Here is a 13,062-nt window from a genome sequence, read left to right as displayed (position 1 = left end):
AAAATCAGTTACAGCGTTGAAAACTCGAAACAATTGCCGATTCTACCCCGTTTATTCCTTTCTTTTTGCCTCTTCCCAGAGTATATCCATTTCTTCCAGGCTTGCTTCCTGCAAGGTCCTCCCCGCTGCATGGAGGGTGTCTTCTATGTGGCTGAAGCGCCGAATAAAACGGTTGATGGTCTTACGCAGTGCTTCCTCCGTATCCAGGGATAAAAACCTTCCAAGATTGACGATGGCGAAAAGCAGGTCTCCCAGCTCGGCTTCCATCCGCTCCTGGTTTCCCTCGGTCAGGGTCTCCTGGAATTCATTGAGTTCCTCAAGTACCTTTGCAAAGACCTGGTCCGTGTGCTCCCAGTCGAATCCAACCCGGGCGGCTTTCTCCGTGATCTTGTGCGCTTTCATCAGGGCGGGGAGATGGGGAGGAATGCCGGACAGGGCCGATTTCCGCTCTGCCCCCTTTTCTGATTTCTTGATCCGTTCCCAGTTTGCCACCTGTTCGTCAGAGGTTTTGATGACTTCTTCACCAAATACATGGGGGTGGCGGCGGATCAACTTTTCGTTGACCGTATCCAGCACATCCTCAATGGTGAATTCACCGTGCTCTTCGGCAATTGCTGCGTGGAAAACCGGCTGCAGCATGAGATCTCCCAGTTCTTCCTTCAGGTTGCCGGGATCTTTCGTGTCGATGGCCTCAATTACCTCGTAGCATTCTTCAACCAGGTAGCGCTTGAGGGATTCGTGGGTCTGTTCAGCATCCCAGGGACAACCACCGGGCGCCCTCAGCCTCCGCATTATCTCAATTAGCAGGTCAAAGCCTTTTTTACCTTCATTCATCTTGTTTCTCCGTTTCACATTTTCCGGCCTACCATACCATGGCGGTTATTATGGCCGCAAGAGTTCTACTTCCTGATTGTTCCAATAGCAGTCGTAACCGGCCGATTTTCAGACTGATCTTGTCGGCGGCAATGTCCGCATCGACCCGACATCGGGTCGGATTGCTATAGATGTCCGTAGTAAACAAGGGTCGATCAGGGATATTTTAGGATCACAAGGAAGCGATTATCGCACAAGGAGAGAGATATGAAAAAAATTGTGGCAAGTCAGGTAATAGCGATGGTTGTTGCTTTCAGCGGATCGACTGTTTATGCGGGGAATGTGGGGGTGGATCTGAATATTCATCTGGGGGACCGGTACCGGGCAGCGAGTGTCGATGAGTATGTCTATCAGGAGCCGGTACTGTTGCCGGTGACGATCGAATATCCGGCGGTGGAACGGGCCAGGTTCGTCTATCCAGAGCAATTGGGGTTCTATGTCGCCGTGGGAGTACCCTACGATCTGTGCTACATAGGGGACAGCTACTACCTGTTCCGTGACGGTTACTGGTTTAAGGCTCGCAGCAGCCGTGGGCCATGGGCCGCACAAAGCTACCGGGATCTCCCATGGGAACTGCGTAGACAGAGGCTTGAGCGCATCCGGTACTATCGCCATGGCCGCAATGAAGAGCCCATGCGGTACACGGACCGCTACTCCGGCCGGGATTCCGATTGTGACCACCGGGGACACCATGACGATGAAAGGGATGCGCTGGTGCAAGGACGACCGGGGCTGGCGGCACGGTGGCGATAGGTGTCACGATGAAAAAGCCCGTGAAAACGGGCTTTTTCATTACTACTTCCCTTTCAGGTAACTTGCAAGGAATTCCTGCTTGTACTGTGCGAAACAATCTTCCTCAATGGCTTTGCGAATACCCGCCATCATTTCCAGGTAAAAATGAACATTGTGGATGCTGGCAAGGATCGCCGAGAGCACTTCGTTGGCATTGAAGAGATGGTGGATATAGGCGCGGGTGAAATTGCGGCAGGTATAGCAGCTGCAGTTGGGATCGATGGGGTAGAAATCCCTTCGGTAATTCTTGTTGGTGAGGCGGATCTTTCCCCTGTTGGTGAAGAGGGTGGCGCTTCTGGCGTAGCGGGTGGGGATAACGCAATCGAACATGTCCATGCCCCGTTCCACGCTCTCCAGGATATCCTCGGGAAGCCCGACTCCCATCAGGTAGCGCGGCTTGTCCTCCGGCAGGAATGGTGCGGTCATGCCGACTACTTTTTTCAGGAGTTCCAGACCTTCACCCACCGAAACTCCGCCGATGGCATAACCGGGAAAATCCATCGCCACCAGCTCTTTGGCGCACATCTCCCGCAGATCTTCAAAGATACTCCCCTGAACGATGCCGAACAGTGCCTGGTCCTTCCTTGTCTGGGCCTTTTTGCATGCCTCGGCCCAGCGGATGGTTTTCCTGGTGGACTGGGCGGCATAGCGCTTGTCGCACGGGTAGGGGATGCACTCATCGAAAGCCATGATAATGTCGCTGCCCAGGGCCTCCTGGATGGCGATGGCCTTGGCAGGGTCGAGAAATACTTCCTCCCCTGTAATTTCATGCTTGAAATACGCGCCGTCATCGGTTATACGCTTGTTGGGCAGTGAAAACACTTGGAATCCGCCAGAATCGGTGAGGATCGGCCCGTCCCAGGCCATGAACCGGTGCAGCCCGCCTGCTTTTTCCACCAGGTTTTCGCCCGGTCGCAGGTGCAGGTGGTAGGTGTTGGAGAGAATGATCTGGGCGCCTGTCTCCTTAACCTGCTGGGGAGTCATGGCTTTCATGGCGGCGTGGGTGCCGACAGGCATGAAAATCGGAGTTTCTATCCTGCCATGGGGAGTTTCCAGCTGTCCACGCCGGGCACCAGTCCCCGAATCTCTTTTGATAAGTTTGAATTTTGTCATATAGTCACTTCCGCTGAATTTAAGTACCTAATTGAATTAACAGAATGACTGCTAAAATGCAACCGGACAACGGGTCACAGAGAAAAAATAGCAGTTAAAGGGGGATAATTTTGGTTGATTTTTTATAAAACGACGTTTAGTATACAGTATACATTTCTGAACTATTATAATATTTTAATGTAGCTGTTGCACTTGCTCAAGCTTTTGATTTTATGAATTTTTTTAGAAGGAGGTAGGTATGCTCACCGGAACAGAATGGCGCGCACCCCCTTCATAGGTTATCCTTGCTTTCGGCATCGACCGTCAGCCGCAAGAAGCAGGGAGCCTGCAATCTCGGCAAAAGGGTTCCTCGTACCCCTTAGTAACTCTTTTTCAATTCACTCAAAGGGACTAAATTATGGAATTTTTTAAAAACGCTGTGGGAAGAAAGATTTTGATGTCGATTACTGGTCAGCTACTGATCATTTTTGTCATCGTCCATTTCATCGGCAACTCATCGATTTTTCTTGGTGCCGACGGAATAAATGCATATGCCAAACATCTTCATGACCTCCCCCCCCTGGTCTGGATTTTCAGGTTGGTGATGCTGACCGGGGTGGCAATACACATCATTTACGGTATCCAGGTAACCTTGGAGAACAACAAGGCAAACACCAAGAGCTATGCGGTGCAGAAGCACCTGAAGGCGACCTTCGCCTCCAAGACCATGATCTGGACCGGCCTGCTCATCGCTCTCTTTGTTCTTTACCACTTGGCCCATTTTACCCTTCATATTACCAATCCGGAGATCTCTGCCGGAGTGGCTGCCAATTTCGATGCACTGCAGAGACCTGACGTGTTCAAGATGGTCGTGCTTAGCTTTCAGAAAGGGCTCATCGCCGTTATCTATGCTGCTGCCATGGTCATGCTGTTCCTTCATCTCAGCCACGGCATTCAGAGCTTCTTGCAGACCATGGGCTGGAACAACGACAAGACCCGTCCTTGCTTCGGCGCTGTCGGCAAGGTCGTATCCGGCCTTCTGCTCGTTGGGTACGTTTCCATTCCACTGGTCATCATAACCGGATTATTGAAACTTTAGGGGGTTCATAGTGATACTCGACGGAAAATGTCCGCAAGGACCGATTGAAAAAACATGGGACAAGCACCGCTTTGATCTGAAGCTGGTCAACCCCGCCAACAAGAGAAAATACAACATCATTGTAGTCGGTACCGGTCTTGCCGGTGGTGCTGCCGCAGCTACTCTCGGCGAGCTGGGTTACAACGTTCAGGCTTTCTGCTACCAGGATTCACCGCGTCGGGCACACTCCATCGCTGCCCAGGGTGGTATCAACGCCGCCAAGGCATACCCCAACGACGGCGACTCCATCTATCGTCTCTTTTACGACACCATCAAGGGGGGCGATTTCCGTGCCCGTGAGGCAGACGTCTGGCGTCTGGCCCAGGTTTCCAACAACATCATCGACCAGTGTGTTGCCCAGGGCGTACCTTTTGCCCGCGACTACGCCGGCTACCTGGATAACCGTTCCTTCGGTGGCGCGCAGGTTTCCCGTACCTTCTATGCCCGTGGCCAAACGGGCCAGCAGCTCCTTCTCGGCGCTTACTCAGCCCTTTCCCGCCAGATCAAGGCGGGCACGGTGAAAATGTTTACCCGTCGCGAGATGCTGGACCTGGTTGTGGTCGATGGCGTTGCCAAGGGCATCACCTGCCGCAACCTGATTTCTGGCGAGCTTGAGTCCTATGCTGCCGATGCCGTCTGTCTCGCCACCGGCGGTTATGTCAACGTCTTCTATCTTTCCACCAATGCCATGGGCTGTTCAGTCACGGCAAACTGGAAAGCATACAAAAAAGGGGCATTCTTTGCCAACCCCTGCTACACCCAGATCCACCCCACCTGTATTCCCCAGGCGGGCGATTACCAGTCCAAACTGACTCTCATGTCCGAGTCGCTCCGTAACGACGGCCGTTGCTGGGTTCCGAAGAAGAAGGAAGACCTTGGCAAACATCCGAACGAAATTGCCGAAGAGGATCGCGATTACTACCTGGAGCGTAAATATCCTTCCTTCGGTAACCTCGCTCCCCGTGATATCGCCTCCCGTGCTGCAAAGGAACAGTGCGACGACGGCCGTGGCGTCGGTCCAGGCGGCCGCGGTGTCTACCTGGATTTCTCCTCCGCTATCAAGCGTGTTGGCGAGCACACCATCAAGGAGCGTTACGGCAACCTCTTCGAGATGTACGAAAAGATCACCGATGAGAACGCTTACAAGCGGCCGATGCGTATGTATCCGGCTCCCCACTACTCCATGGGTGGTCTCTGGGTAGACTACAACCTCATGAGTAACATCCCCGGCCTCTTCGTCCTGGGTGAGGCAAACTTCTCCGTTCACGGAGCAAACCGCCTCGGTGCTTCCGCTCTCATGCAAGGTCTGGCTGATGGTTACTTCGTCATTCCTTACACCATCGGTGGCTATTTAGCGACAGTCAAGCCTTCCGGCATCACCACCGACAATGCCGAATTCAAGAAGTCCATCGAAGAGGTGCAGAACTACTCCAAGAAGCTTCTGTCCGTCAACGGCAAGAAGACGGTTTCCGAGTTCATGCGCGAGCTTGGTTCCCTCATGTGGGAAAACTGTGGCATGGCCCGCTCCAAGGAATCTCTCGAAGAAAACCTCAAGAAGATCCCGGCGCTGCGCGAAGAATTCTGGAAAAACGTCAAGGTTACCGGTACCGGTGCTGACCTGAACCAGGATCTGGAGAATGCAGGCCGCACTGCCGATTTCCTCGAATTCGGCGAACTGCTCTGCCGTGACGCTCACCACCGCAACGAGTCCTGCGGTGGCCACTTCCGGACTGAATTCCAGACCTCGGACGGTGAGGCACAGCGTGACGACGAGAACTACTGCTATGTCGGCGCCTGGGAATACAAAGGGGACGGCAAGACTCCTGAGTTGCACAAGGAGCCACTCAAGTTCGAGAACGTACATCTTGCGGTAAGGAGTTATAAATAATGAGCGAACACAAAACCATGACTCTGACTCTCAATGTCTGGCGGCAGAAGGGGCCCAACGACCCCGGGAAGTTCGAAACCTACACCGCCAAAGGAATAACCGAACACCACTCTTTCCTGGAGATGATCGACGTGGTCAACGAAGACCTGATCAAGTCAGGCAAAGAGCCGATCGTCTTCGATCACGACTGTCGCGAAGGTATCTGCGGCATGTGCTCCCAGGTGATCAACGGCGTGCCCCATGGCGGCCAGGAGCGGACCACCGTTTGTCAGTTGCACATGCGTAAATTCAAGGACGGCGATACCATCTTCATTGAACCGTGGCGTGCTACTGCATTCCCGATCATCAAGGACCTGGTTGTTGACCGTAGCGCTTACGACACCATCATCCAGGCTGGTGGTTATACCTCATGTCACACCGGCGGCGTACCCGACGGCAATACGCTTCCCATTCCCAAGCAGGATGCGGATTACGCCATGGACGCTGCCGAGTGCATCGGCTGCGGCGCCTGCGCTGCCGCCTGCCCCAACAGCTCGGCAATGCTCTTTACCTCAGCCAAAGTGGCCCAGTTGGCTGCCCTGCCACAGGGCCAGGTTGAAGCTGCTGCCCGCGTTAAGAACATGGTTGAGACCATGCAGGCATGTGGTTTCGGCAACTGCTCCAATCACTACGAGTGCCAGGCTGCCTGCCCTAAGGGCATCGATGTGAAATTCATCGCACGGCTGAACAGGGAATATCTGAAAGCCCAGTTCAAGTAGCAAGTATCGGTTTACCAAAAAAAAGGGCGGACCCCTCGGGATCCGCCCTTTTTGCATTTAAACCAATGGTTAAGATTGACAATTTTTCGGAGGATGCGCTGTTTTGGATGCAAACCACAAAAGACAGGTGCAACCATGGCTTTGACATTTGCAAAAATAATCCTTACCCTGCGGCTGCAAAAAAATGTTCGCTCGCCGTATATCTTCTTTAACCTGAAGAATCGCTTTGATAGCGCCTTCCGGCGGAGTATCGACTGTGGTAGATCAAGCTGCAGCGGCTGCCGTAATGGCGAAGATTGCCTGTACGATCGGATTTTATCCCAGTCTTTGGCTGTCGATCCTGCTGCCCTGAAAAGATATCAGAAACCTTCCTTTCCCTTTGTTTTTCATTTTCCCATTATACATCCTTCCTCCAACAGAGGGACATCCTTCGAACTGGAAATGGTGCTGATCGGTCCTGCCGCTGAGCATTACAGGCATTTCATAGAGGCCTTTTCCGCTGCCTGTGTTGATTTTGCCGTCCCGGTGAAAGCGGAATCGGTGGACTACCAGGGGAACCGCTATCTGCTCATGGAGCATCGGGGGGAAATGCATCAGGATCACCTGTTTCTCTTCTCGGCAGAAGAAATTAGCAGGAGCCGACAGGTTTCCGAATGCGTTCTGGTGCGTTTCATAACCCCGCTGCTGTTGCTGCGTCAGGGTCATCCCCTGCACGAGCTTTCGTTTTCCACATTCATCAGGGCTCTGTTCAGAAGGGTCTCCTCCCTTGTCTACTATTATGGTGGTGACGAAATGGACTGCGATTTTAAATTGCTGGCAGAACGAAGCTGTCTGGTCGCAACCCTAGAATCGAACCTTGCCTGGGCCGAATGGGAGGATGGTCCAGCGGCGTGGAGGCTCGGCGGCATCATCGGCAGGGTGGTCTTTTCAGGGGGATTGGATAGCTTTTACCCGTTTTTGCTGCTCGGTCAGTATTTTAACCTGGGGAAAAGCGCTTCCTTCGGCCACGGACAGTACCTGCTCGATTGAAACCCGCGTCTGGCAGGCAGGTTTTGCTTGTAAAACCGCCAGTACTGGGTAAGCTGTTAATTAGCGCCCGAAATGTCGATCTAAACATCATCGGGTAGACTGAAAATGCAAGGAGTATTACATGGGGCCTTCTGTGTGGAAACCGGTAGTACTGATGCTGGCCTTGGTGGTGTTCTTCAACATTTTCTACAATCTTTTTTCCACTCAGGGAACTACGCAGGAGTATAGCATTTCTTACAGCCGCTTCAGAGCGGAACTGGCGGCCGACAACATCAAGAGCGTCACTGTAAAAGGCTCCAATGTCAGGGGAACTTTCCGCAACAAAACGAACGTGGTGGAGAAGGTCCAGGGAAAAGAGGTGACGCGCCAGGCTTCGGCCTTTACCACAGTCTTGCCGTCCGTTACCGATCCGACGCTTATGCCTGAGCTTGCCTCAAAGAAGGTTGACGTTACAGCAGTTTCGACTGAGACATCTTCTTTTGCCAGCGTCGTCATCTATATTCTCCCGTGGCTCCTGATTATCGGGATTTGGTGGCTGATGATGCGGGGGGTCAAGGGGCAGGGGCCTGGAACCATGATGGGGGGCTTTGCCCGATCAGGTGCCAGGATGTATGTGAGCGGTGAACGGATCAATGTCACCTTTGACGACGTGGCCGGCATGGAAAACAGCAAACAGGAATTGAAGGAGATGGTTGACTACCTGAAGAATCCGAAACTGTTCCAGGACATCGGCGGCAAGGTTCCAAAGGGCATCCTTCTCGTCGGACCTCCAGGTACGGGCAAGACCCTACTGGCGAGGGCCGTGGCGGGGGAGGCAGGCGTTGCCTTTTTCAGCATTTCTGCTTCCCAATTCATCGAGATGTTCGTTGGGGTCGGGGCCAGCCGGGTGCGTGATCTCTTCAGCAATGCAAAAAAGGCGGCGCCGAGCATCATTTTCATCGATGAACTGGATGCGGTGGGGCGAAGCCGTGGCGCCGGCTTCGGCGGTGGGCATGATGAGCGGGAGCAGACGCTGAACCAGCTCCTTTCGGAAATGGACGGTTTCGATCCCCACGAAGAGGTAATTGTTATCGCTGCGACCAACCGTCCCGACGTGCTGGACCCTGCCCTGCTCAGGCCCGGGCGCTTTGACCGCCATGTGGTCATAGACCGCCCCGACCTGCGCGACCGGGAGCAGATTCTGAAGGTCCATGCGCGAAAGGTCAGGCTGGATCCCCAAGTGGATCTTTCCATTATCGCCCGGGGTACCCCCGGCATGACAGGGGCCGATCTGGAAAATCTCATCAATGAAGGGGCGATCCAGGCGGCTCGGCGGAATTGGAAGACCGTTACCATGGATGACCTGGAAAGAGCCAAGGACAAGATCCTCATGGGGGGGGAGCGGAAGCTCGTCATGTCGGAGCACGAGAAGCGGATCACCGCCTATCATGAAGCGGGGCACACCCTGGTGGCGAAGCTTCTCCCGGGAACCGACCCGGTACACAAGGTGACGATCGTTCCCCACGGTATGGCCCTGGGGCTAACCCAGCAACTGCCCGAGGATGATCGCTATCACTATCCGAAAACCTATCTGACCAACAGGCTCTGCGTCGCCTTGGGGGGGCGGGTGGCCGAGCGGCTTGTCTTCGATGATCTCTCGACCGGTGCCCAGAGCGACTTGAAAGTAGTGACCCAGCTTGCGGAAAAGATGGTCTGCCAGTGGGGCATGAGCGAAAAGATCGGTGCCGTGATCTACAGCCGTGGGGAAGAGCACCCCTTTCTGGGGCGCAAACTGGCGGAGGAGAAATCCTTTTCGGAACAGATGGCTTGGCTTATAGATCAGGAGATAGCTGCCATAATTAGGGAGGCTGAATTGAAGGCCGAGGAGCTGGTTTCCGCCAACATAAAAAAGCTGGAGGTCCTGGCCGATGCGCTACTTGAGGCGGAATCTCTTGATGGACACCAGGTAGACCAACTCCTCGGGTCTGTTCAGTAGATGATGATATAGCCGTGATCCTGGGCTATCTTGGATATTTCCAGGGTATCCTTGATCTTATAGCTTTTCCCTTCCAGGGTGAAGGTGAACCCGCCTGATTCGTTCGGAACCGCGCTTTCCATCAGAGTTTCGAACAATGCTGTCTTGACCGTCTCCATGTTTTACAAATCCTTTCACAATCATTGGTGTCAAGGCTTGGTCTTACTGTGAAGTTTGCATTATAGCAGCTTTGTGTCATAGTTGACACCAATTCAATTAACACAAGGGGCAGTATAAATGTACCGGACAAGAAAAAGCGGCATTCTGCTTCATCCCTCTTCATTTCCGGGGCCGGGGGGGATCGGTGCCTTCGGGGCGGAAGCTTACGCATTCGTCGATTTCCTCCACCATGCAGGACAGACTCTCTGGCAGATATTACCCTTGGGACCGACGGCCTATGGTAATTCACCCTATTCCTGCTACTCTGCCTTTGCCGGAAATCCGCTGCTGATCTCACTGGAAACGCTGGCCGATGATGGTGATGTGGGCCCCGGGGACCTGAAGATCGACCTGCCGTCCGGGCGCGTAGACTACGGCCTCGTGCAACCATACAAAACCGCTCTGCTCCGAAAGGCTGCCGGCAACTTTTTCGCCGCAGCAGATCGGCAGCGCATGGAAGAATTCTGGCATTTCTGCGACACGACCTTCTGGCTACACGACTACGCACTGTTCATGGCGCTTAAAGAGCACTTTCCCGGCAAAAGCTGGTGCGACTGGCCGGAAGACATCGCTCTGCGCAGGTCCGAATCCATGGCTGCATATTCGGAAAAGCTCGGAAGCGCCATCGGCGAGCAAAAGTACATGCAGTGGCAGTTTTCCCGCCAGTGGCAACGTCTCAAAGGATACGCCAACAGCAAGGGTATTGAGGTCATCGGCGATATGCCTATTTTCGTCGCCTTCGATTCGACTGACGTCTGGGCAAACCCGCACCTGTTTCACCTGGACGAAAAGGGGAGGCCGACGGTTGTGGCGGGGGTCCCTCCGGATTACTTCAGCAAAACCGGCCAGTTGTGGGGTAATCCCCTCTACAATTGGCAACGGATTGCTGACGAGGACTTCAGTTGGTGGGTGGCCCGGGTACGGAACGACTTATCTCTGTACGACAGGGTCAGGATTGACCACTTCCGTGGCTTCGAGGCCTACTGGGAAGTCCCCGCCGGGGAAAAGACGGCCATGAACGGCCGTTGGGTGCCCGGACCTGGGGAGGCAATCTTCAATGCGTTGAAGAGCCAATTGGGAAATGTGGCGCTCATAGCCGAAGACTTGGGGGTCATAACGCCGGAGGTTGAGGCGCTTCGGGATAAGTTCGGTTTCCCCGGCATGAAAATACTACAGTTCGCCTTCGGTTCAGGTCCAGCGAATCCCTATCTTCCCCACAATCATGTGCAGAACTGCGTTGTCTATACTGGTACCCATGACAACGACACCACTGCCGGCTGGTTTGCCACACTTAAAGAGAAGGGAAAACAGGATATCCTCGCCTATCTTAATATTGGGGCTGATAATATCAGCTGGGATTTTGTACGAGCCACGCTGGCTTCCGTGGCAGTCTTGGCTGTTTTTCCACTTCAAGACGTGCTCGGTCTGGGCAGTGATGCCCGCATGAATATTCCCGGGGTGGCTGGAGGAAACTGGTCATGGCGGTTGTCTTCGGATATGCTGAATGATGCTGTGGCGAAGCGGCTCAAGGCTTTGACGGAGTTATATGGACGGGGGCCGATTAATCTGCACTAAAGAGATTGCTGATAAGCTTAAAAATTGCTGCTATTGTTTACACTTTTTATGGTAAAAATGTGTGATATTAACCAAGGGGGAATGAAAATGCCTGAAACCAAGTTTAACTTCGATACGCTTACCCTCCATGCCGGACAGAAGCCCGATTCGGCAACCCTGTCCCGGGCGGTTCCCATTTATCAGACTTCATCTTATGTATTCAATAGCTCCGAGCATGCCGCCAATCTCTTTGGCCTGAAAGAACCTGGCAATATCTACACCAGGATCATGAATCCAACCACTGATGTGCTGGAGCAGCGGATGGCCCAGCTGGATGGTGGCGTCGGCGCCCTGGCCGTAGCCTCGGGGCAGGCGGCAATTACCTATGCTGTGCTCAACATAACCCAGGCCGGAGAAAATATCGTCTCGACCAACTATCTATACGGTGGGACGTATAATCTCTTTCATTACACCTTAAAAAAGCTCGGCATTACGGTGAAGTTCGTGGACTCTTCGGATCCGGAGAACGTGCGCCGTGCCATCGATAAAAAAACGCGCCTGGTCTACACGGAATCGGTAGGTAACCCCAAGAACAACGTGGACGACTTCGAGGCCATTGCCACCATAGCACATGCTGCGGGGATTCCCTTCATTATCGATAACACTGTGACTACTCCGTACTTATTCAAGCCGTTCGATCATGGGGCGGATATTGCTGTCTACTCTCTGACCAAATTCATCTGCGGTCATGGTACGAGCATCGGCGGCTGCATTGTCGACAGCGGCAAATTCCCCTGGAACAACGGAAAATTCCCCGAATTGACCGAGCCGGATCCATCCTACCATGGACTGAAATACTGGGAGGCGCTGGGAAACCTCGCATATATATTGAAAATGAGGGTGACGCTCCTCCGGGATATGGGTGCCGCCCTTTCTCCCTTTAATGCATTTCAATTTCTCCAGGGGCTTGAAACATTGCATGTACGCATGCCGCGGCACGTGGAGAATGCCCAGAAGATTGCCGAGTGGCTGGAAAAGAACCCAAATGTGGCATGGGTGAATTACCCAGGGCTAGCCTCACATCAGGATCACGGGCGAGCGAACAAGTATCTTGTGAAAGGTGCCGGTGCTATTATCGGCTTTGGCATCAAGGGTGGGGTTGAAGCAGGGAAAAAATTCATCGACAACGTAAAGCTCCTTTCTCACCTGGCCAATATTGGGGATGCAAAATCCCTCGTCATACATCCGGCATCTACAACTCACCAGCAGCTTTCCGAAGCGGAGCAAATCGCCAGCGGTGTCACGCCGGATTTTATCCGTCTCTCGGTGGGTATCGAAGATGCAAATGACCTGATCGCGGACTTGGAACAGGCGCTCCTGGCTTCCCAATCCTAACGTTTCTGTCAGACTGCAATTGCTTGCCATGTGCGTCAATCGAGGCTCAGAATCAAGATGATTCTGAGCCTCGATCGCTTTAAGGCCTTGCGAGCGCAAAGGTAGGAAGAGCCATTTCAGCAAACGTAGAACCTTAAGATATAATAATCGTAAAAACGTTGACCGGGCAAAACCGATCTGCTATAACCGTCCTCCTGTTGAACGGGGCCGGTAGATTGAGTGGAAAAAAAGATTGGCCGGTGGAAAAAATAGTTTGACAGGGAAAAGCAGTTAGGATATAAGATTGGACTTCGCCGCGAGAGCGGAGAAGGTTGAAAGAAAAAAGAAGTAAAAAAAGTTGTTGACAGTCGGAAATAAGTTTGGTAGTTTG

11 protein-coding genes are annotated in these 13,062 nt (G+C 53.2%); 8 read left to right on the top strand and 3 right to left on the bottom strand.

Going from position 1 to position 13,062, the window contains the following annotated elements; genetic code table 11:
• Positions 1 to 51: 51 nt before the first annotated feature.
• On the bottom strand, positions 52 to 834 hold the full coding sequence (gene mazG, locus ML541_RS08680; RefSeq protein WP_243372342.1) for a nucleoside triphosphate pyrophosphohydrolase: 783 nt from the start codon (positions 832 to 834) through the stop codon (positions 52 to 54).
• A gap of 246 nt (positions 835 to 1,080) precedes the next feature.
• Between mazG and ML541_RS08675 the strand changes: the two genes are divergently transcribed.
• The gene (locus ML541_RS08675) at positions 1,081 to 1,626 is read left to right on the top strand and encodes a hypothetical protein (RefSeq protein ID WP_243372341.1); all 546 of its coding nucleotides are present in this window, start codon (positions 1,081 to 1,083) and stop codon (positions 1,624 to 1,626) included.
• A 42-nt stretch (positions 1,627 to 1,668) separates the two neighbouring features.
• Here ML541_RS08675 and tgt read toward each other — a convergent pair whose 3' ends face one another.
• Positions 1,669 to 2,778, bottom strand: a complete 1,110-nt coding sequence (gene tgt, locus ML541_RS08670) for a tRNA guanosine(34) transglycosylase Tgt (RefSeq protein WP_243372340.1) — start codon at positions 2,776 to 2,778, stop codon at positions 1,669 to 1,671.
• A 397-nt stretch (positions 2,779 to 3,175) separates the two neighbouring features.
• Here tgt and ML541_RS08665 point away from each other — a divergent pair, with 397 nt between their 5' ends.
• The 5 genes from ML541_RS08665 (at position 3,176) to ftsH (ending at position 9,545) form a co-directional block, all read left to right on the top strand.
• Positions 3,176 to 3,856 (top strand): succinate dehydrogenase cytochrome b subunit, encoded by a 681-nt coding sequence (locus ML541_RS08665; protein WP_243372339.1) that lies wholly within the window; start codon positions 3,176 to 3,178, stop codon positions 3,854 to 3,856.
• A gap of 10 nt (positions 3,857 to 3,866) precedes the next feature.
• Positions 3,867 to 5,783 carry a fumarate reductase/succinate dehydrogenase flavoprotein subunit gene (locus ML541_RS08660; RefSeq protein WP_243372338.1) on the top strand — a complete coding sequence of 639 codons (1,917 nt, stop codon included), beginning with the start codon at positions 3,867 to 3,869 and terminating at the stop codon, positions 5,781 to 5,783.
• Positions 5,783 to 6,541 carry a succinate dehydrogenase/fumarate reductase iron-sulfur subunit gene (locus ML541_RS08655; RefSeq protein ID WP_243372337.1) on the top strand — a complete coding sequence of 253 codons (759 nt, stop codon included), beginning with the start codon at positions 5,783 to 5,785 and terminating at the stop codon, positions 6,539 to 6,541. Before ML541_RS08660 ends, ML541_RS08655 begins: the two co-directional genes overlap by 1 nt.
• A gap of 135 nt (positions 6,542 to 6,676) precedes the next feature.
• Positions 6,677 to 7,570: a CRISPR system precrRNA processing endoribonuclease RAMP protein Cas6 gene (gene cas6 / locus ML541_RS08650; protein ID WP_243372336.1), complete on the top strand. Its 894-nt coding sequence runs from the start codon at positions 6,677 to 6,679 to the stop codon at positions 7,568 to 7,570.
• A gap of 121 nt (positions 7,571 to 7,691) precedes the next feature.
• Positions 7,692 to 9,545, top strand: a complete 1,854-nt coding sequence (ftsH, locus tag ML541_RS08645; protein ID WP_243372335.1) for an ATP-dependent zinc metalloprotease FtsH — start codon at positions 7,692 to 7,694, stop codon at positions 9,543 to 9,545.
• On the opposite strand, the gene ML541_RS08640 is transcribed toward ftsH, so the two are convergent.
• Positions 9,539 to 9,703 (bottom strand): hypothetical protein, encoded by a 165-nt coding sequence (locus tag ML541_RS08640; RefSeq protein WP_243372334.1) that lies wholly within the window; start codon positions 9,701 to 9,703, stop codon positions 9,539 to 9,541. The two genes, ftsH and ML541_RS08640, sit on opposite strands and share 7 nt — an antisense overlap.
• Before the next feature lie 118 nt (positions 9,704 to 9,821).
• On the opposite strand from ML541_RS08640, the gene malQ reads away from it, so the two are divergent.
• The gene (malQ, locus tag ML541_RS08635) at positions 9,822 to 11,318 is read left to right on the top strand and encodes a 4-alpha-glucanotransferase (protein WP_243372333.1); all 1,497 of its coding nucleotides are present in this window, start codon (positions 9,822 to 9,824) and stop codon (positions 11,316 to 11,318) included.
• A gap of 87 nt (positions 11,319 to 11,405) precedes the next feature.
• Entirely contained in the window at positions 11,406 to 12,692 is a 1,287-nt protein-coding gene (locus tag ML541_RS08630; RefSeq protein WP_243372331.1) for an O-acetylhomoserine aminocarboxypropyltransferase/cysteine synthase, read from the top strand.
• Positions 12,693 to 13,062: the final 370 nt, after the last annotated feature.

Source organism: Geotalea sp. SG265, from assembly GCF_022808985.1.
GTDB lineage: Bacteria > Desulfobacterota > Desulfuromonadia > Geobacterales > Geobacteraceae > Geotalea.
The sequence above is the reverse complement of the archived record's forward strand: the minus strand, read 5'-3'. Positions and strand labels throughout refer to the sequence as shown.

Bases quoted from the DNA above. Each gene is read 5' to 3' on its own strand.
- ML541_RS08665 (WP_243372339.1), top strand. From the start codon at position 3,176: ATGGAATTTTTTAAAAACGCTGTGGGAAGAAAGATTTTGATGTCGATT.
- cas6 (WP_243372336.1), top strand. From the start codon at position 6,677: ATGGCTTTGACATTTGCAAAAATAATCCTTACCCTGCGGCTGCAAAAA.
- ftsH (WP_243372335.1), top strand. From the start codon at position 7,692: ATGGGGCCTTCTGTGTGGAAACCGGTAGTACTGATGCTGGCCTTGGTG.
- ML541_RS08655 (WP_243372337.1), top strand. From the start codon at position 5,783: ATGAGCGAACACAAAACCATGACTCTGACTCTCAATGTCTGGCGGCAG.
- mazG (WP_243372342.1), bottom strand. From the start codon at position 834: ATGAATGAAGGTAAAAAAGGCTTTGACCTGCTAATTGAGATAATGCGG.
- ML541_RS08640 (WP_243372334.1), bottom strand. From the start codon at position 9,703: ATGGAGACGGTCAAGACAGCATTGTTCGAAACTCTGATGGAAAGCGCG.
- malQ (WP_243372333.1), top strand. From the start codon at position 9,822: ATGTACCGGACAAGAAAAAGCGGCATTCTGCTTCATCCCTCTTCATTT.
- ML541_RS08630 (WP_243372331.1), top strand. From the start codon at position 11,406: ATGCCTGAAACCAAGTTTAACTTCGATACGCTTACCCTCCATGCCGGA.
- tgt (WP_243372340.1), bottom strand. From the start codon at position 2,778: ATGACAAAATTCAAACTTATCAAAAGAGATTCGGGGACTGGTGCCCGG.
- ML541_RS08675 (WP_243372341.1), top strand. From the start codon at position 1,081: ATGAAAAAAATTGTGGCAAGTCAGGTAATAGCGATGGTTGTTGCTTTC.